We start from the raw sequence: 19579 nt of genomic DNA, 5'->3' as shown, positions 1-19579 counted from the left end.
TGTTCAGTTTTCAAGGTTCATGTTTTGCTTTATTTTAGCGTGTCACCCTGGCGACTTGTATAATACTACACCCTTATTTTTAAAAAGTCAACACTTTTTAATAAAAAACTTTATTATTTTTATTACCAAAGTAAAACTTCCTATATTAGTAACTATAAATCTATTCACAAGCTAGTTCAATATTAGACCATGAACTAGAAAATAATTTTATCATAATTTCCTACAAAAAAATAATAGATCTTTAAAAAAACAAAAAACTCGGTAAAGAAACCGAGTTTTTAAAATGGGAAAAAGAACGGGATGGCTATCATCATCACAATAAACATAACAAGCTGTAACGGAACCCCTATTCTTACGAAATCCATAAATTTATAGCCCCCCGCCGTCATTACCAGTGCATTCGTAGGGGAAGCAATTGGCGTAGCAAATGCCATACTTGCTGCAACTGCGACTGCAATCATAAATGTTGTGGGACTAACCTCCATTGCAATGGCTGCACTCATGGCAATGGGTGCAAACAATACAGCAGTTGCCGTATTACTAATAAATTGACCGAAAATAGCTGTCAAAATATAAACTCCTATGAGTACACCGTATGGTCCGAAACCACCTAAAGCATTAATAATACCATCAGATAAAATGGTCATGCCCCCTGTTTTTTCTAACGCTGTCGCCATTGGTAACATGGCAGCCACTAACACAATACTTTCAAAATTCATATTGCTATAGGCATCTTCCATGTTTCTCAAGCAGCCTGTTAAAATCATAAGTACAGCACCAATCATCACAGAAATGACAGCAGGGAAAACTTCAAATGCCATCAAAATTATCATGAATAACATAATAATCCCCGCAATTCCAGCTTTGCCTGTAGCTGCTGCCACACTTGCGTGTTCTTTCGGCTGTCCTACAACCACGACATCTTGCGTTTCTCTTGCTAACAAAAGAATTTCATCCCATGCTCCCTGTACTAATATTGCGTCCCCAAATTTTAATTTGTGAGACACCATATCCTGAAGCTTGTAACCACCCTTACGATTAATACCAATGATATTTAGATTGTATTTTTCCCGGAACCCAAGGGAACTAACCGTTTCATTGATAAAGCTCGAATTTGGGGTAAGCAATACCTCTGCAATACCCAGATGCTTCGATACCAATTCATCGGCTTCTCCTTCAACTAATCCTTGCATCTCAAGATGATAATCCTCAACAAAACGCCGAATATCCTCTATTTCTCCTTGAACATATAACTCATCCTTGGCATGAATGACACTAGTTGGTCCTGCCATTTCCTGATAAGTCATCGGTAGTAAATTAATGCCCTCCTGTGATTTCCGATGAATTTTCATCATACAAAGCATATACTTAGCTGGTAGTTTTAATTCCGCTAACGATGTTTCAATAATAGGTGACTCCTCAGGAACGGAGATTTTAAATAGACGATTATTTAAATCATATTGTTTAATAATTTTTTTCGGCGAAAGTTTATAGCCTTCATTGGTCTGTGTACGGTTTTGATCCTTTGGTAATAAAATATTTCTTACAAGTACTAAATAGGAAATGCCAGCAATCATCCCCACGATACCAATAGGAGTTACTTCAAAAAAGCCAAGTTTGTTATAGCCTCGATCAACCAATAACTGACTGACAATTAAATTGGTTGGGGACGCAATCAGTGTCATCAGACCAGAAAGACTTGCTACATAGGAGAGTGGTAGTAGAAATTTAGAAGGGCTGACTTTCATACTTATTGCTATACTTACAACGATTGGCATCATTAAGGCGACAGTACCCGTATTACTCATAAATGCACCAACCGATCCTACAATAATAAGCAGTAGCACAAATAACTTCAGCTCACTATTGCCTGACCATTTTAGTAAGAGTTGCCCCGCCATGCCTGCCAGGCCCGTACGTAAAATCCCTGCACCCACGACAAATAACCCTGCAATCATTAAAACTACAGAGTTTGAAAAACCAGCTAATGCCTCCGCGGGCGTCAAAATATCCATAATGACAAATGCTAATAGTGACACAATTGCTACAAGATCTGCTCGTATTTTATTGGTCACAAATGCGAAAATTGTTACTCCTAAAATAAGAAATGTTAATGTAAGCTGCACATTCATGAATTCCTTTCTAACATTAATCATTATTAAAAATTGACAGCAAAAAATTGTACTTCATTACTATTTTTATTATAGCTTACCCTGAGCTCTATATGATAAAATTCACCATCTTTTCAAAATTAAAATAAGTGTGGTAGTCATCCACACTTATAATGATAGCTTCACTATTTTATTTTTGGTAAAGATGATGTTCTTTAATATAGTTGTAACAAGCAGTAGGCAAGAGGTATCTCGGTTCTCCTCCCATTGCGAATTCTTCTCGAATATAGGTAGAGCTAATTTCCATCGCTAGCCCTTTATCTATAAGATGAAATCTTCCATCATCATTATTTCTTAAAATCGGAGAACGACTAATGGTTGAGAGCATATCAATGCCGTGTCGTGCCATTACAATAAATTTATTCTCCGCTACTAATGCGTCGCCCTTTTTCCATAAACCCGCACCAATATCCACTAGTAAATCAGCACCCATAATAAAATGCACCTCATCCTCTGGGTTCTTCTCTCTAAAGTATTTCATAGTGTCATATGTGTAGATATTCCAGCCTTCTTGATCCATTTCATAGGAATCTGCGATAAAACGATCGTCCTTAGCAATAGCTAACTGAAGCATATTCCAACGATGTGTATCAGCTGTTTTGATGGTTTTATCTTTGCGTTTATTTGAACAAGGCAAAAAAATAACCTTATCTAACTTACACCGATGTGCTACAGTGCTTGCTGTCCAAAGATGGACATTGGTAATAGGATCAAATGATGAACCATAAATACCTATTCTCGCCATCGTCTCTACCTCCTAGCAGTTACTTTTAAATACGTTGTGAAACCTTTTCTTTTATTGCCTGTATGCTTGCCATTTTATTGTCCCAACATACTTGACTTAAATCGACAGGATATTCTTCAGGATTCATTGTTCGTTTATACTCACACCACAATAAATGTAAGTTTTCCTGTACATATTTTTGTATTTCTTGAATAGTTGGCTCCTCATAAACAATATTTCCATTTTCTATAATACTTTCATGTAACTCTTTCGCCGTAAAATTTGTAACAAATTTACTAATATACGTATGAATAGGGTGGAACATTTTCAATCTTTCTTCTTGCTGTATGTTTTCATTATCTAACGCAATATAATCTCCTTCAGCATGACCATTCTCTGCATTAATAATACGGTAAACACGTTTACGTCCAGGTGTAGTCACTTTCTCAGGATTTGCTGAAATTTTAATGGTATCAACTAGTTCTCCACTTTCGTTTTCTATTGCAACTAATTTGTATACTCCACCAAGAGCTGCTTGATCATAGGCTGTAATCAGCTTAGTTCCGATTCCCCAAGCATCAATTTGCGCCCCTTGTGACTTTAAATGCATAATTGTATATTCATCCAAATCATTCGAAGCCATAATTTTAGTTGCAGTAAATCCTGCATCATCTAGCATTTTCCTTGCCTGTTTTGAGAGATAGGCTAAATCTCCACTGTCTAAACGGATACCAATAAAATTAATTTGATTCCCTAGCTCCTTCGCTACGCGGATAGCATTAGGAACACCAGAACGTAGTGTGTCATAAGTATCTACTAGGAAAACACAGTCTTTATGGGCTGCTGCGTATTTTTTAAACGCAGTATATTCATCTCGATAGGTTTGAATCATCGCATGGGCATGTGTTCCTGACACAGGAATACCAAATAATTTTCCTGCTCTTACATTGCTTGTTGCAGAGAATCCACCTATATAAGCAGCACGAGTTCCCCAAATAGCAGCATCAAATTCATGTGCGCGGCGGGTTCCAAATTCCATTACAACATCCTCACCCGTCACTTGTTTGATACGTGAAGCTTTTGTCGCAATCAGTGTTTGGTAATTAACGATATTTAACAACGGCGTTTCAATTAATTGAGCCTCTGCTAATGGTGCTTCAATTCGCAGGATAGGCTCGTTTGCAAAGACCAGTTCTCCCTCTCTCATCCCCTTAATTGTCCCTGTAAATTTAAGTTCTTTTAGGTATTCAAGAAATTCCTCGGGATACTTCCCCTCTTCTCGTAAATATTGAATATCGCTTTGAGAGAAACCAAAGTTATTAATAAACTCAATCACTTTTTTCAATCCAGCGAAAACTCCATAGCCATTGCCAAATGGAAGCTTTCTAAAATATAGTTCGAAAACAGCTTTACGTTGATGAACACCATCTTGCCAATAAGTTTGAACCATATTAATTTGGTATAGATCCGTGTGTAACATGAAACTATCATCTACATATTTCATATTTTCCCCTCCATTCATGTCAAATAATAGTGGCACCTAGAGTATGCTCGAAATGATTTAACGCCCACTCATGTCCAGCTTCATTAAAGGAGGCGACAGCATTTTTATGAATGACGATATCGAACCCTTTATTATAAGCATCTACTGCTGTATGAAGAACACAAATATCTGTACAAACGCCGATTAAATGCAGCTCAGCAATTCCTCTTTCACGCAATTTCAATTCTAAATCTGTTCCTGCAAAAGCAGAATAACGCGTTTTATCAATGTAATAGACGAAATCTTGGTCTTTATTTTCTTCATATAATGAGTTTAATGCACCATATAACTCTCTACCTTCTGTATGACGAATATTATGAGGTGGGAATAGCTTTGTTTCTGGATGATAAACATCTCCCTTTTCATGAACATCTATCGCAAATACTGTAAAATCCCCCCTCTTAATAAACTCCTTTGTTAAATCAACATTTGCACGTTCGAGCAATTGCCCAGGCTCTCCGCAAGTAAGAGCCCCATCCGTCGCTACGAAATCCACTGTATAATCAATATTAATTAATGCACGCTTTTTCATCATTTCATCACTCCAGTTTTTAATTAGTAATACTTAAATTACAAATTACTTTCTTTAAAATAATCAGGAAAGACGGATCTTTCCTAATGATATATAGACTCTACCATTTCGAAATCATTAAATGTATAGAGCTGGGAAGGCCGGAACGAATTTCTTTTTGTTTTCTTTGGTTTTCCTTCTTCATCCAATGCTTTTTCGATAAATGGTAATTTAGGTGCTTTTGTAAAGAATACGGAATCGTTAGAGATTCGTGGATCTTCTCCAACTGTTAGAAGTACTCGTTGCAATTCTGATAATGTAAACTCTTGTGGTAAAAAGTTTTTAGCAACAGTTGTCTGAATCATATCCCTTTTAATAAAATGCAACGCATCGGAAATGATTTTTCGGTGATCGAAAGCTAATGGAAGCGTAAATACACTTTCTATATCAAACAGTTCTACATCGTCTGCATCATCATTCGCTTGACGTTGCTCAATATATGTCTCAGGAACAATGGCATAAAATGCATTTGAAATCATCCAACCACGTGGATCTCGATCGATCTCATCATAAACACCAAAATGTTGAACATGTAAACCTTCTACATTTGTTTCTTCTTTTAATTCTCTCTTTGCTGCGATAAAGGCAGTTTCTTTTTGATTTGCATCTACAAAGCCCCCAGGAAGTGCCCATTTTCCTCCTTCAATATTGGGATTTCCTTCAGCATCCCTAGTAGCACGCTTAATTAACATAATCTTTAGCGTCATGTTTGGCGGTGCTTTTTCCTCTGTTTTCTCTGAGGTAATTGTAAAAATAGCAATATCTGCGGTATATCCATCGGGTGTTTGATATTTTGAAGAATCATAATGTGCAAGCACTTCTTCTTCGGTACGAAATTTTGTCATTGTATAACCCCTTCTATAATTACAAGGTTCATGTAATTTGTAATTCGTTAATTACTATTTATTAGAATTATAATCTTTCATCAAAGCATTTGCAACTAATTTATAAAAAAAGCATAAATAAAGCTACTCCGCCTTATTTATGCCCATTATTATTATTGATCTTTCAGCAGAATTCCGTTTTGTACAACAACTTGCCCATTTTTGATTACTGTATGTGTATGATTCATGCCGTAGAAATATTGCAGTTGCTTGTAATTAGCAACATCAAGGATAAGTACGTCAGCTTTTTTATGTGCTTCAAGGGAACCAATTTGCTCGCCTCGATTTAGGGCATATGCTGCATTAATTGTTGTTGCCGTTAATACTTCCTCCAATGTCATACCCATATGCATGCAAGCTAAATTCATAATGAAGGGTAGGCTCATTGTTGGGGATGACCCAGGGTTAAAGTCTGTGGATATCGCCACAGGTACTCCCTCGTCAATCATTAGACGCCCTCTTGCAAAAGGTGCACGTAAAAAGAATGCAGTACCTGGCAGCAATACAGCAATTGTACCCGCTTCAGCCATTTTTCGAATTCCCTTATCAGAAGCAACTAACAAATGCTCCGCAGAAATGGCCTCTACTTCCGCAGCCAGCTCGGCGCCTTGATAAGGTTCGATTTCATCCGCATGTATTTTTGGCGTTAAGCCTAGTGCTTTTCCAGCCTCTAAAATGCGTCGGGATTGTTCGGGTGTAAAGACGCCTTTTTCACAAAATACATCATTAAATTCAGCCAACTCTAGTTCTGCTACTTTTGGCAGCATCTCATTGACCACCACATCCACAAATTCATCCTCACGCCCCTTATAATCACGAGGAACTGCATGGGCTCCCATAAACGTGCTAATGACATCAATATGATGTGCAGCTTGTAATTCTTTTGCGACCTCTAGCTGTTTCTTTTCCGTTTCCCAGTCCAAGCCATACCCTGATTTTGCTTCAACTGTTGTTACACCATGCTTTAAAAATACATCTAAATGCTGCATCGTTTTTTCATATAATTCATCAAAGCTTGTTTCTCGTGTACGCTTTGTTGTAGCATGAATGCCACCGCCTGCATTCATGATTTCCATATAGGTAGAACCATTTAATCTCATATTAAACTCTTGCTCGCGTGTTCCACCATGCACCAAATGTGTATGACAATCCACTAAGCCAGGCATAACAATCTTACCAGTAGCATCAATCGTTTCTGCCTTCTTTATTAATTCTGGGAAGTCAGCTTCTAGTTGCTCATACGCTCCTACTGCTACAATACGCTCTTCTTCAATTAGAACACTGCCATATTCTATTACTGCAATTTCCTGCATTTGTTCTTTTGTACGTGGTCCTTGTACATTACTTTTCAAGGTAATTACTTCATTTGCATTTTTTATTAGAATGGTCACTTCACATCACCCTTTAACATTGGTATATGGACACCTTTGTTTTTTGCTGTATTGATAGCAATATCGTAGCCTGCATCAGCATGACGAGCAACGCCCATTCCAGGGTCTGAAACTAATACACGTGCAATTTTTTCAGCGGCAAGCTCTGATCCATCTGCTACTAAGACTTGACCTGCATGCTGTGAATAACCCATTCCTACACCACCACCATGGTGTACGCTTACCCAGCTTGCACCACTCGCAGTATTAACAAGAGCATTTAAAATTGGCCAATCCGATACCGCATCCGAACCATCTAGCATTCCTTCTGTTTCACGATTTGGTGATGCTACAGAACCTGAATCTAAGTGATCGCGACCAAAGACAATTGGTGCTGATAATTCACCATTTGCAACCATTTCATTGACCTTTAATGCAAAACGATGACGATCACCATAGCCTAACCAGCAAATGCGTGCAGGTAGCCCTTGCCATTTCACCATTTTTTGTGCCATATCAATCCAATTGACTAGACCCTCATCTTCAGCAAACATCTCTTTTGCCAGTGCATCTGTTTTATATATATCCTCAGGGTTTCCTGAAAGCGCCGCCCAACGGAATGGGCCCTTTCCTTCACAGAATAACGGACGAATATACGCTGGTACAAAGCCTGGGAAATCAAAGGCATTTGTCACACCCATTTCTTTGGCATAGGCACGAATGTTATTCCCATAATCAAATACTTCTGCGCCTGCCTCTTGGAACTCTAGCATTGTACGAACATGCTCTGCCATTGTTTCTTTTGCTTTACGCTCATATGTTCTTACATCCTCTTTGCGAAGTTTTAGCGCTTCTTCAAAGGTCATGCCATTAGGTACATAACCATTAATCGGATCATGTGCAGATGTTTGGTCTGTCACAAAATCTGGAATAATTCCACGATTCAACAACTCACGATTAACATCAGCACAGTTACCAACAAGGCCAATAGATGCTGGCTCATTTTGGTCACGTAATTTATTAACTAATGCAATTGCTTCATCTACAGTTTCTACAATATAATCACAGTAACCTTCTTTGATTTTACGTTCAATGCGAGCACGTTCAACTTCAACAACTAAGATTACAGCACCAGCCATTTTCCCTGCTAATGGCTGTGCACCACTCATACCGCCCATACCACCTGTAAGGATGAATTTACCACGTAAATCAGCAGTGCCAAATACCTTTTTGCCTGCTTCTACAAAGGACAGATAAGTTCCTTGTAAAATTCCTTGAGCACCAATATAAATCCAACTCCCAGCAGTCATTTGGCCATACATCATTAAGTCTCTTTCTTCTAATTCATAAAAGTGATCCCAATTTGCCCATGCTGGTACAAGGTTTGAGTTGGCAATCAACACTCGAGGGGAATGCTCATGTGTACGGAATACAGCTACTGGCTTTCCAGATTGGATTAATAGAGTCTCATCATTCTCTAATTCTTTCAAAGATGCAATGATTTGTTCATAGCTTTCCCAGTTACGAGCAGCCTTACCAATACCCCCATAAACTATCAGTTCATCTGGATTCTCTGCCACCTCTGGGTCAAGATTGTTCATTAACATACGCATTGCTGCTTCCTGTGTCCATCCCTTACATGTTAGTTCATTTCCACGTGGTGCACGAATATCTGTCTTAAATACCATTAAAAACACGCTCCTTTTCCTATAAAAAAATGTGAATGTTGCTGTCTAAAGCTATTAATAACTGAATATTCAGACTTGAATACATATAAATATTTTCAAAGCAGAGGCTACTCGGTGTATAACCGAGCGACGCCTTTGCTCTTTCATATCAAAATTTAAACTAATTTACACATACTCATTTACTAAATCATTACTTGATAGTAAATATTTCGCCAATGCTTCAATTTCATCGCCAATTGGTTGATCGGCTAATAATGGTGGGCAAAATTCTCGCACTTTCTTTAAGAATTTACTTGTAGTAGGAGATAATTGCTCTTCTGCCTTGTCTAAATGAATAGCCTGTGATGCACAAATCAATTCGATAGCTATAATGCGAGCAGCGTTGTGAACAATCTGACGTACTTGACGTGCCGAAGTTGTTCCCATACTTACATGATCCTCTTGGTTACCTGATGTAGGAATAGAATCCACACTCGAAGGATGTGCTAAAACTTTATTTTCTGAGACAATAGAGGCTGCTGTATATTGAGCAATCATAAGCCCACATTCAATCCCAGGGTTTGTTGCTAGAAACGGTGGCAGCCCTTCATTAAGTTGAGGGTTTACCATACGTTCTGTACGTCGTTCTGAAATATTGGCCCACTCACATACACCTATTTTCAAAAAGTCCATTGCCAAGGCTATTGGCTGTCCATGGAAATGCCCACCCGATAAAACCTCCCCGCTTTCTAAAACGATTGGATTATCAGTTGTTGCATTCATTTCAGTTTGAACACGGTCCTGTGCGTAGAAAAATGACTGCCAAGAAGCACCATGTACTTGCGGTATACAACGTAGTGAATAAGCATCCTGCATGCGAATTTCACCCTGCTTTGTCACACGTTTACTGCCATCGAGCCACTTACGAATACGCCCGCCCACTAGTTCTAACTCTGGATGTGGTCTTACTGCTAAAAGTGCTGGATCAAATGCCGAGGTAATACCCTTTAAAGCTTCCAGTGTTAAGCTAGCAGCCATATCCGCTGCAAGACCGATTCGTTCAGCTTCATTGACCGTTAATACACCTATACCCGTCATAGCTTGTGTACCGTTAACTAATGCTAGCCCCTCTTTAGCTTGAAGTCTAACAGGGGTTAATCCTGCTTGCTTTAGCGCGTCACTACCACTCATGATTTCTCCGTTAAACTCAGCCTTTCCTTCTCCCACTAACACTAATGCCAAATGTGATAAAGGCGCTAAATCACCACTTGCTCCTACTGAACCTTGTGACGGAACAATTGGATGAACACCTTTATTAATAAGATTCAACAATAGTTGGACAGTTTCCTCACGAATGCCAGAAAATCCTCTGGCCAAAGCATTGGCACGTAACACCATCATTGCACGTACAACATCTGTTGGGAATGGTTCACCAACACCGGTTGCATCTGATCGTAATAAATTTAGCTGCAATAGCTCAATGTCTTCTTCTTCAATTTTTATATTGCTGAGTTTACCAAACCCTGTATTCACACCATAAATTGTTTGGCCTTCAGCTAAACGCTTTTCGATACGCTCTCTACTTAAACGAATACGTTCCAAACTCTCTGTAGCAAGTGCAACTGTTGCTTGCCCCTTCACGATTTCCTCAATTTGTTGTCTTGTTAATGTATTGCCATCAAGCTCGATGATTGACTTCACATGACATCCCCCTATTCCCTATATGGCTATGTAAATAAATTATCTTCATTCATATTTTCGTAATTTGAAAACATCAGTCTCAAACTTTTTAAGCGTTTACATAACAAAAGTTGGCTTCTGCTGATGATCAATTACTCTATTTACATTGTACTAACTACCTTTTTCAGAATATAGAGAATTTTAATAGAGAAAACAAGACTTTTTTCAGATTACTATGTTATTTTTATTAATATAACCGTACTTTTATATGAAACTAGAATATTTTAAGAAGGGCTGATGGTATGAAGCTGTTATTAATTGATCGCGATCCAACCGACCTAGCAGGAATAAAGTGGTTTTTACATACATATTTCCCTGGAGATGTTTTTATTGAAATTTGCACAAGTATTTCAGAGGTGTCTCATAGCATTAGACAATTTGAACCTGATGCCATACTGTTAAATATCGATATATTTCCTAATAATCGCCTAGCAGCTCTTTATCGCGATATACAAAAGCTTTCTGGTGCCATTTTAGCAATGACAACTGAGCCATTATTTAAAAATGCTTTGAAGGCAATTGATTTACAAGTGGCTCATCTTTTTGTGAAGCCTATTGATTTAGAGCTATTAAAGAAAAAACTCACAACCATTTCTCTTCGCACACCACAGATTACAGAAGATGCTCAAGAGACTACAAACGATTCCTTTTATAATCAATTATTTTTAGATAATAAATCAAGTTCAATTGAGACAACATTACATTTCACAATGATTGAACCCGAGCATACTGAAACCTTCAATAAGCTTTACAATTGGCTTCAACAAACACCGATTCACTTTCATATGAAAACCTACCCTCTATCTAATAGAATCGTATGTCTTTTTCAAACAAATGATATAAGGATTGTGGAAAAAGATGTACGTACACTTATGAAGGAATGGCGTTTGATTAGTAATAGTTCTTTAAATATCGGCATATATGATGGAACACCTACAACCATTAAAACTATGTATACATTAACAAAGCGTGCACTAAATCAAAGTTTTTATGAGGGCTTTGGCCATATTTTTTATGCGAGCAAACAATATGAAACTCAGCCCTTTGATCCCTTACTGACACCAGAAGAGCAACAATTACTAATAAGTAGTTTGGAAGATGGAAACCTAGAGGCCGTTAAAACATTTTTATATCGGCTTTCTAATGAAGGCATATATTATGAGCAAGACGATTTACGCATTCATTTGACGAGTGTCTTAGCACAAATTAGACGCTTTATGCTGAAATATAAATTACATGAAAAAGCGGTTATCGAACAACACTACCGTCAGCTATTTCATTTAATCATTGAGCATCCTATATTTTATACGATACTCAATGGGATTATTTCTTTCACGCAGACATTAATTGAGTTAGCAAGGGAAGCTCGAATAGAGAAACGAGCTGATTATGTTGAACTAGCTATAGAAATAATTGATCAACAATTTAAAGATAGCGCACTGTCTCTTCCCTTTGTCGCTCATAAGCTTGGAATAAGCCCCAATTATTTAAGTACAATTTTCTCAAGAAAACAAGGCTTGCCATTTAAGCGCTATTTACAGCAAGTAAGAATTCATCATGCCACACAAATGCTGCGAGAAACAGATTTTGCTATTAGCGAAATCGCTCATTTAAACGGTTTTGATGATCCAAATTATTTCATAAAATTATTTAAGCAACAAATTGGTATTACGCCTAACCGATATAGAAAAAATTAAAAGATTAATTTTCAATTAGTTGATTTTATTTTCAATAAAGATTTTATCATGATGTCATTATCTTGATCTTAATATGACAATTATCTATAAAATTGAGATTAAATAAAATAAATTTAAGTTAAAAACTATGTATAAACCCTATGTCTAGCGCATATATTTATAGTTTATACTTAAATATAAAAATTCTTTAACGATAATTATTATAATGTACTAGCAATTCTATTTTATATTTGTTATAGTTATAGACGAAGAGTTTGACTCACATTTTTTTCAGGAGGTAAACTAATATGACAAACGCAAATGATCGTAGCCGTCGCTTTACAACAGCAGGTGGTGCTCCAGTAGTAAGTAACCATGACTCTATGTCAGCAGGTCCACGTGGCCCTCTTTTACTTCAGGATGTATGGTTAGTTGAAAAACTAGCAAATTTCAACCGTGAAGTAATTCCAGAACGTCGTATGCACGCAAAGGGCTCAGGTGCATTTGGTACTTTTACTGTAACGCATGATATTTCACAATATACTAAAGCGAAAATCTTCTCAGAGATCGGCAAGAAAACTGAAATGTTCGCACGTTTCTCTACAGTAGCGGGTGAGCGTGGTGCAGCAGATGCAGAGCGAGATATTCGTGGCTTCGCCCTTAAATTCTATACAGAAGATGGAAACTGGGATTTAGTAGGGAACAATACACCTGTATTCTTCTTCCGTGACCCGTTACACTTTACAGATTTAAACCATGTGGTAAAACGGGACCCACGTACAAATATGAAAAATGCCAACTCTAACTGGGATTTCTGGACTTCATTACCTGAAGCACTTCACCAAGTGACAATTGTTATGTCTGACCGTGGTATTCCAGCTGGTTACCGTAATATGCACGGATTTGGTTCTCATACGTATAGCTTTATCAATGCTAATAATGAACGTGTTTGGGTTAAATTCCACTTCCGTACAGAGCAAGGCATTAAGAACTTAACTGGTGTCGAGGCTAATGAGATTATTGGTCAAGACCGCGAATCTTCACAACGTGATTTATATGAAGCAATTGAAAAAGGCGATTTCCCTAAATGGAAAATGTACATTCAGGTAATGACAGAGGAACAAGCTCGTGAGCTACCATACAACCCATTTGATTTAACAAAGGTATGGTATAAAAAAGACTTCCCATTAATTCCTGTAGGTGAATTCGAGTTAAACAAAAATCCAGACAACTACTTTGCAGAAGTTGAACAAGCTGCATTCGCACCATCTAACATTGTTCCTGGCATCAGCTTCTCACCAGATAAAATGTTACAAGGTCGTATCTTTGCATATGCGGATGCCCAACGCTATCGTCTTGGTGTAAACCACTATATGCTTCCTGTCAACGCACCAAAATGTCCATTCCGTACTTTCCACCGAGATGGAGCAATGCGCTTTGATGGCAATCTTGGTTCGACATTAAGCTATGAACCAAATAGCTATGGTGAGTGGGAGCATAATTTAGACCATAAAGAGCCTGAATTACGTATTGATGGTCATGCAGGTATTCATGATTTCCGTGAAGACGATAATAATTACTTTGAACAACCAGGTAAACTATTCCGTCTATTGACTTCGGAAGAGCAGCAACGCTTATTTGAAAATACCGCGAACGATATGGCTTCTGTTGAAGAGTTCATCAAACGCCGTCACATCCTTCACTGCTATCTAGCTGACCCAGCATATGGTGAAGGTGTCGCTAAAGCGATGGGTCTTTCCTTAGAAGGTATGGACCTTACAAATCCATATGTAAAACAACCAACAAACGTTTAATATTCCACTTTATTATTGATATCCAAATCCAACTTTTACTCCATGTGAATCCACTATTCACATGGAGTTTTTTTATTAAGAAAAGGCCTATGTCTATTTTTTTGACATAAGCCTTTTCTTTCATTATTGGTAAATTTGACTGCCTGCTTTTTTAAACTCCTCAGCCTTTTCTTTCATACCTTGATGGATCGCTTCAGTCGTATTCAAATCCTTATCTTTCGCATAATTACGAATATCCTGTGAAATTCTCATGCTACAGAATTTAGGCCCACACATAGAACAAAAGTGTGCTGTTTTTGCTCCCTCTGCTGGCAGTGTCTCATCATGATATTCCACTGCACGCTCGGGATCTAGTGACAGATTGAATTGATCACGCCAACGGAACTCAAAGCGCGCTTTAGACAGTGCATCGTCTCGTTGTTGTGCACCTGGATGACCTTTTGCTAAATCAGCAGCATGTGCAGCAATTTTATAAGTGATAACGCCCACACGAACGTCCTCGCGATTCGGTAAACCAAGATGCTCTTTCGGTGTCACATAACAAAGCATCGCTGTACCAAACCAGCCAATCATGGCTGCCCCAATGGCTGATGTAATGTGGTCATAACCTGGAGCAATATCTGTTGTGAGTGGTCCTAATGTATAGAAGGGCGCTTCCTTACAAACCTCTAATTGCTTGTCCATGTTTTCTTTAATCAGATGCATTGGTACATGACCTGGTCCCTCAACCATTACCTGAACATCATGCTGCCAAGCAATCTGTGTTAGCTCGCCTAGTGTTTCAAGCTCTGCAAATTGTGCCTCATCATTGGCATCTGCAATTGAGCCTGGGCGTAAACCATCACCTAAGGAAAAAGCAACATCATAGGCTTTCATAATTTCACAGATTTCCTCAAAGTGTGTATACAGGAAATTCTCTTGATGATGATATAAACACCACTGTGCCATTATAGAGCCACCTCGAGATACAATACCTGTCACACGATTTGCTGTTAGTGGTACATAGCGTAAAAGGACACCTGCATGAATGGTGAAGTAATCTACACCCTGCTCGGCTTGTTCTATGAGAGTATCACGATAAACCTCCCACGTTAAATCCTCTGCTACACCATTTACCTTTTCTAAAGCCTGATAAATTGGCACTGTTCCCACTGGCACTGCAGCATTTCGAATAATCCATTCTCTAGTTGTATGAATATGTTTACCAGTCGATAAATCCATAATATTATCTGCGCCCCATCGAGTTGCCCAGGTCATTTTCTCAACTTCTTCTGCAATGGAAGAAGATACAGCAGAATTCCCGATATTCGCATTGATCTTTACATGAAAATTACGCCCAATAATCATTGGCTCTGCCTCAGGGTGATTAATATTAGAAGGCATTATAGCACGCCCAGCTGCAATTTCTGAACGTACAAATTCAGGATCCATATTTTCACGAATTGCTACAAACTCCATTTCAGGCGTTATAATTCCCTTTCGTGCATAGTGAAGCTGTGTCACATTTTTACCTTTTTTAGCACGCAAAGGCTTTCTCTCCAACTCAGGGAAGACATTTTCTTGAATACGCGGGTCATCAACATGACGAAAGCCATTATCCTCCGGTTTAATGGAGCGTCCCTCATATGCTTCTACATCCCCTCGCTCTTGAATCCATGCATTTCGTAAGGCAGGTAAACCTTTCGTAATATCTACTTGGTAGGCTGGATCTGTATAGGGCCCACTCGTATCATATACTCGAATAGGAGCATTTTCTTCATTTCCAAAACTGCCTGTTGTCGGACTTAATGCAATTTCTCGCATAGGTACTAGAATATCTGGGCGTGATCCTTCCACATATACTTTTTTGCTTCCTTCAAAGCTGGACATAATGGTAATATTCTTTTCACTAATTGCTGACATGAGCTACTTCTCTCCCTTAAATTTATTTTGATATAAGGACCGATTCTAGCTCACCCCAACAATCCAAAAAATAAAGGCCGAATCCAAAATAATTATTTGGATCCGGCCACGAATGTAAAGGTCTATTGATTGCATACTCTGCAATAGCTTCTTAACTTTCCCACGCTGGTATGAGCCAGATCAGGTCCAAAGGGTCAAGAAACTTCGTAGCGTTTCCCTCTCAGCCTGACTCATCAGACTCCCCTAGTTAATACTATTTAGTTTGATGCTAGTGTAGCAGATAATACTAAGAGATGGAAGTTATTTTTTATCTTACTAGGTAAATAATACTTCTGCAAAATAGATCACAATGGTTACAGTTATACAGCTTACAATGGTTGAAAATAAAACAGCTTGCGCGGCTGTTGCTGATTCTACATCATATTCCAATGCTAGACTAGAACTATTGCGGGATGTTGGAAAAGCACTAGCTATAAACAGTGATTGTGCGACGACTCCATCTAATCCCAATATATAAATAATGGCCAATGCAACAGATGGTCCAATAATTAATCGCGTAAAACAGCTGATAAAGACGGTTTTATTAAACATTGATTTCATCTCTAATTGTGATAATTGCGCACCTAAAGTAATTAGAGCCACAGCAATAAATCCATCTGCCACATGTTCTACTGGTATTTTGATAAACTGTGGAATACCGATATCAAAATAATTCATAGCGACACCTATAATCAGCGCATGAATAATAGGCATTTTAAAGAAATCCTTGATGATTGTCATACCTGACTTTGTAGAAGAAATTAAATTGTATAAACCATATGTATACGTAGTCATATTTTGAAAGATTACGAGCATGACCTGAATGGCTACTCCAATAGGTTGCGTGGCAAATATCATTTGAGCCACTGGAATACCGTAATTACCCGAGTTAATGAGCACAACACTATTTTTAAAGACAGCTGCCTCTGTTCTAGCTAAACCTAACCCTTTTGCCATAAAGTGACTGAGTATCATTTGACTACCGATAAAGAGTACAATAAATAATCCGACCTCTCCCAGTACAGTTAATTCCACATGTGTTTCATATAAATTTACAAAAACAGCTGCTGGCATAAAGCAATATGTAATAAGCTGAGACAATGCTTTTAAATTAAAGCGAAATTTCTTTTGTAGTATAGCGCCTATTACAAGTAACACTAAAATAGGTACAACAATTTGAAAGAAAATCATTCCGAGATACATCATATCAATGTCCCCCTTCCAGTGTTAATAGTAGTGTTGAATTCCTTCTAGGTCAATTTCTCCGGCTTTCACCATAAAGAAGACTGCCTCTATATTGAAGGCAGCCTTTCTTTTTAAGCAAGCTTAAATCGGTTTACAACTTCTTGTAGCTCGTTTGAAATATCGTTCATATTTTGAATAGACTCTGCTACTTTTTGTAATTCTACTTGTTGATCCATTGCAGAAGCACTTACTTGTTCCGCAGAGGCTGCTGTTTGCTCTGAAATAGCCGAAATACTTTGGATAGCCATGATTGCCTGATTTTTATGCTCTAACATGCTAGATAGTTTATTCATTAAATCACTAATAGAATTTGCAATTGAACCCGACAAATCACTGCTATCTTTAAATGCTAGTTGCGTGCTTTGTACGGACTCATTTTGAGATTGCATTAAATCTGCATTAGATGCAATCACAGCAACCGTCTGCTGAGAATTTTCAAGAATACTTTCTACTGTACTCTTAATAATTTCTGTTTCATTCTTAGATTGTTCTGCTAGCTTTCTAACTTCCTCTGCAACTACAGCAAATCCTTTACCATGTTCACCAGCACGTGCAGCCTCAATACTTGCATTTAAAGCTAGCAGATTAGTCTGCTCGGTAATGCTTTGAATCGAAGCAATAATCTGATTAATATTGGCAATATTAGAAGCTAATGATTCCATTTGCTGCTGGATACGCCCATTCATTTCATTTGTCTCCATATTACGTTCTCTTAAACTTTCAACCTCATGCAATCCTTTTTCCGTTGTTACACCTGTTTTATGAGATAGCTCATCCATTTCATTAGAAAGAGCCGTAATAGCATCAATCTGATCTGATAAATCCATCATTCGATAATTTGTTTCTTCTGTATCCTCTGATTGCTTCGAAGCTCCTTGTGCAATCTCGTTGATAGCTACAGAAACCTCCTGACTAGAAGCAACTACCTCATTAAATGCCTCATTTACCTGATTAGAAGATTGGTTCAATAACCTCGTGGAATTTAGTACAGTTTGAATCGCACTATTGGTTTTATCTAACATATTATTATAGGCCACAGCAACTGCACCAATTTCATCAGGCTTAATATATCGCTCTTCTACCTTTTGTGTTAAATCCCCTTCGGCTGCAGTTTCAATCGATGCACGTAAAAATTTAAGTGGTTTTAATTGTTTATAGATGAATAACACACTTGCAGCTGTCATCAAAACCACCATAATAATGGAAGCAATAATCGTAAATACAAATACATGATTATATGTTTCTAGAATCTTTGATTCAGCTAACACGACTTGAACAGTCCATGTTTCGTCAATACCCTCTAAAATCATTGGAGCAAAAACATTATAGGCCTTTTCCTTCAGTTGATTAGAGTCAACGTACATACTTGTTAGTTCACCATTTTCCATTGTCTTACTAATACTTGTCCAAGTAGGATCCTCTTGCATATTGCGCCCAACTAGCTCATCACCAAAACTGTTAGCTGTTAGCACACCTTTATTCGTAATAATTGCCGCATAACCGCCTTCTGGGGCATTCGATTTTGTTAAATCATTTAAAAAATCTATTGATACATCGGCAGTCAATACACCGAAAAATGTCCCGGAAGCATTGATTAATGGCACTGAAATGGTTGTCATTAATACGGATTGACCGTTTACATTATAATCATAGGGCTCTGTCAAAACTGCACGTCTCTCTTCTTTTGGTACCCAATACCATTCAGAAATACTCTTATCATCAATACCTTCGATTAGAGCCGTCGAGATATCATTTCCGTTCTTACTTAAATAAGGGATAAAACGTTTTTTAGTATCTACTAAAGCAGCTTCAGTTGGTTCTAAAATAATAGAATCTTGCTCAAAGATTGCTCCTACTCCAAGAATGTCATTATTGCTAGCTAAATTGTTTTCCATTACGTCTATGACACCCTTGGTAGACAACGTATTATTCTTCTCCATGCTTTCTATGATACGCTTTGTTGTTTGTAATGTCGTATTGGCTTTCTTAAATCTTTCACTCATAATAGCTGCAGAAGATTCAGCCGATTGTAATGTTCCATGCTCTGCGTCTTCAACACTTTGCTTTTTTATAATAATCCCCGTTATGACAGTATAGGATAAAAATAAAATAAGAAATAATCCTATTATAAGGGAAGAAAGTTTTAAGGCAATTCCTCTTGATTTTTTCATAACTAACACCCCCACTTTTATACTAATAATAATGGATGGATGATTGTATCACAATAAAATAT

General features: G+C 37.8%; 13 protein-coding genes and 1 riboswitch. Of the genes, 2 read left to right on the top strand and 11 right to left on the bottom strand.

Translation table 11 applies throughout. The annotated features are described in order from the left end of the window. Positions 1-278: 278 nt before the first annotated feature. The 8 genes from BFM98_RS17930 to hutH form a co-directional block, all read right to left on the bottom strand. The gene (locus BFM98_RS17930; protein WP_066038078.1) at positions 279-2132 is read right to left on the bottom strand and encodes an SLC13 family permease; all 1854 of its coding nucleotides are present in this window, start codon (positions 2130-2132) and stop codon (positions 279-281) included. Between the two features lie 169 nt (positions 2133-2301). Further along, positions 2302-2916 (bottom strand): nicotinate-nucleotide adenylyltransferase, encoded by a 615-nt coding sequence (nadD, locus tag BFM98_RS17925; RefSeq protein WP_048390705.1) that lies wholly within the window; start codon positions 2914-2916, stop codon positions 2302-2304. 25 nt (positions 2917-2941) lie between these two features. Continuing rightward, on the bottom strand, positions 2942-4399 hold the full coding sequence (locus BFM98_RS17920) for a nicotinate phosphoribosyltransferase (protein WP_054548939.1): 1458 nt from the start codon (positions 4397-4399) through the stop codon (positions 2942-2944). A 19-nt stretch (positions 4400-4418) separates the two neighbouring features. Then, positions 4419-4973: a cysteine hydrolase family protein gene (locus tag BFM98_RS17915; protein WP_066038077.1), complete on the bottom strand. Its 555-nt coding sequence runs from the start codon at positions 4971-4973 to the stop codon at positions 4419-4421. An 80-nt stretch (positions 4974-5053) separates the two neighbouring features. After that, positions 5054-5854 carry an NUDIX domain-containing protein gene (locus BFM98_RS17910; protein WP_048390712.1) on the bottom strand — a complete coding sequence of 267 codons (801 nt, stop codon included), beginning with the start codon at positions 5852-5854 and terminating at the stop codon, positions 5054-5056. A 152-nt stretch (positions 5855-6006) separates the two neighbouring features. After that, positions 6007-7284 carry an imidazolonepropionase gene (gene hutI, locus BFM98_RS17905; RefSeq protein WP_054548937.1) on the bottom strand — a complete coding sequence of 426 codons (1278 nt, stop codon included), beginning with the start codon at positions 7282-7284 and terminating at the stop codon, positions 6007-6009. Further along, positions 7281-8951, bottom strand: a complete 1671-nt coding sequence (hutU, locus tag BFM98_RS17900) for a urocanate hydratase (RefSeq protein WP_066038076.1) — start codon at positions 8949-8951, stop codon at positions 7281-7283. Before hutU ends, hutI begins: the two co-directional genes overlap by 4 nt. Positions 8952-9116: 165 nt before the next feature. Beyond that, entirely contained in the window at positions 9117-10631 is a 1515-nt protein-coding gene (gene hutH, locus BFM98_RS17895) for a histidine ammonia-lyase (RefSeq protein ID WP_066038075.1), read from the bottom strand. 281 nt (positions 10632-10912) lie between these two features. Here hutH and BFM98_RS17890 point away from each other — a divergent pair, with 281 nt between their 5' ends. Then, entirely contained in the window at positions 10913-12367 is a 1455-nt protein-coding gene (locus BFM98_RS17890) for a response regulator transcription factor (protein ID WP_066038074.1), read from the top strand. A gap of 287 nt (positions 12368-12654) precedes the next feature. Further along, on the top strand, positions 12655-14160 hold the full coding sequence (locus BFM98_RS17885; RefSeq protein WP_066038073.1) for a catalase: 1506 nt from the start codon (positions 12655-12657) through the stop codon (positions 14158-14160). 123 nt (positions 14161-14283) lie between these two features. On the opposite strand, the gene thiC is transcribed toward BFM98_RS17885, so the two are convergent. The 3 genes from thiC to BFM98_RS17870 all read right to left on the bottom strand — a co-directional run bounded on the left by thiC (position 14284) and on the right by BFM98_RS17870 (position 19517). Further along, positions 14284-16062, bottom strand: coding sequence for a phosphomethylpyrimidine synthase ThiC (gene thiC / locus BFM98_RS17880; protein ID WP_066038072.1), 1779 nt, complete (start codon positions 16060-16062; stop codon positions 14284-14286). A 140-nt stretch (positions 16063-16202) separates the two neighbouring features. Then, positions 16203-16317: riboswitch (TPP riboswitch) on the bottom strand. Positions 16318-16377: 60 nt separating this feature from the next. Further along, a complete protein-coding gene (locus tag BFM98_RS17875) occupies positions 16378-17307 on the bottom strand; it encodes an AEC family transporter (RefSeq protein ID WP_048390721.1) in 930 nt (309 codons plus the stop codon). A 110-nt stretch (positions 17308-17417) separates the two neighbouring features. Next, positions 17418-19517: a methyl-accepting chemotaxis protein gene (locus BFM98_RS17870; protein WP_048390723.1), complete on the bottom strand. Its 2100-nt coding sequence runs from the start codon at positions 19515-19517 to the stop codon at positions 17418-17420. Between the last annotated feature and the right edge of the window lie 62 nt (positions 19518-19579).

The organism is Lysinibacillus sp. AR18-8, from assembly GCF_001705465.1.
GTDB classification, from domain to species: Bacteria; Bacillota; Bacilli; order Bacillales_A; family Planococcaceae; genus Lysinibacillus; species Lysinibacillus capsici.
This window is presented reverse-complemented; position numbering and strand designations above follow the sequence as displayed.

What these genes read in the sequence shown, in the direction of transcription:
- BFM98_RS17930 (WP_066038078.1), bottom strand. Translation starts at nt 2,132, where the DNA reads ATGAATGTGCAGCTTACATTAACATTTCTTATTTTAGGAGTAACAATT.
- nadD (WP_048390705.1), bottom strand. Translation starts at nt 2,916, where the DNA reads ATGGCGAGAATAGGTATTTATGGTTCATCATTTGATCCTATTACCAAT.
- BFM98_RS17920 (WP_054548939.1), bottom strand. Translation starts at nt 4,399, where the DNA reads ATGAAATATGTAGATGATAGTTTCATGTTACACACGGATCTATACCAA.
- BFM98_RS17915 (WP_066038077.1), bottom strand. Translation starts at nt 4,973, where the DNA reads ATGATGAAAAAGCGTGCATTAATTAATATTGATTATACAGTGGATTTC.
- BFM98_RS17910 (WP_048390712.1), bottom strand. Translation starts at nt 5,854, where the DNA reads ATGACAAAATTTCGTACCGAAGAAGAAGTGCTTGCACATTATGATTCT.
- hutU (WP_066038076.1), bottom strand. Translation starts at nt 8,951, where the DNA reads ATGGTATTTAAGACAGATATTCGTGCACCACGTGGAAATGAACTAACA.
- BFM98_RS17890 (WP_066038074.1), top strand. Translation starts at nt 10,913, where the DNA reads ATGAAGCTGTTATTAATTGATCGCGATCCAACCGACCTAGCAGGAATA.
- BFM98_RS17885 (WP_066038073.1), top strand. Translation starts at nt 12,655, where the DNA reads ATGACAAACGCAAATGATCGTAGCCGTCGCTTTACAACAGCAGGTGGT.
- thiC (WP_066038072.1), bottom strand. Translation starts at nt 16,062, where the DNA reads ATGTCAGCAATTAGTGAAAAGAATATTACCATTATGTCCAGCTTTGAA.
- BFM98_RS17875 (WP_048390721.1), bottom strand. Translation starts at nt 17,307, where the DNA reads ATGATGTATCTCGGAATGATTTTCTTTCAAATTGTTGTACCTATTTTA.
- BFM98_RS17870 (WP_048390723.1), bottom strand. Translation starts at nt 19,517, where the DNA reads ATGAAAAAATCAAGAGGAATTGCCTTAAAACTTTCTTCCCTTATAATA.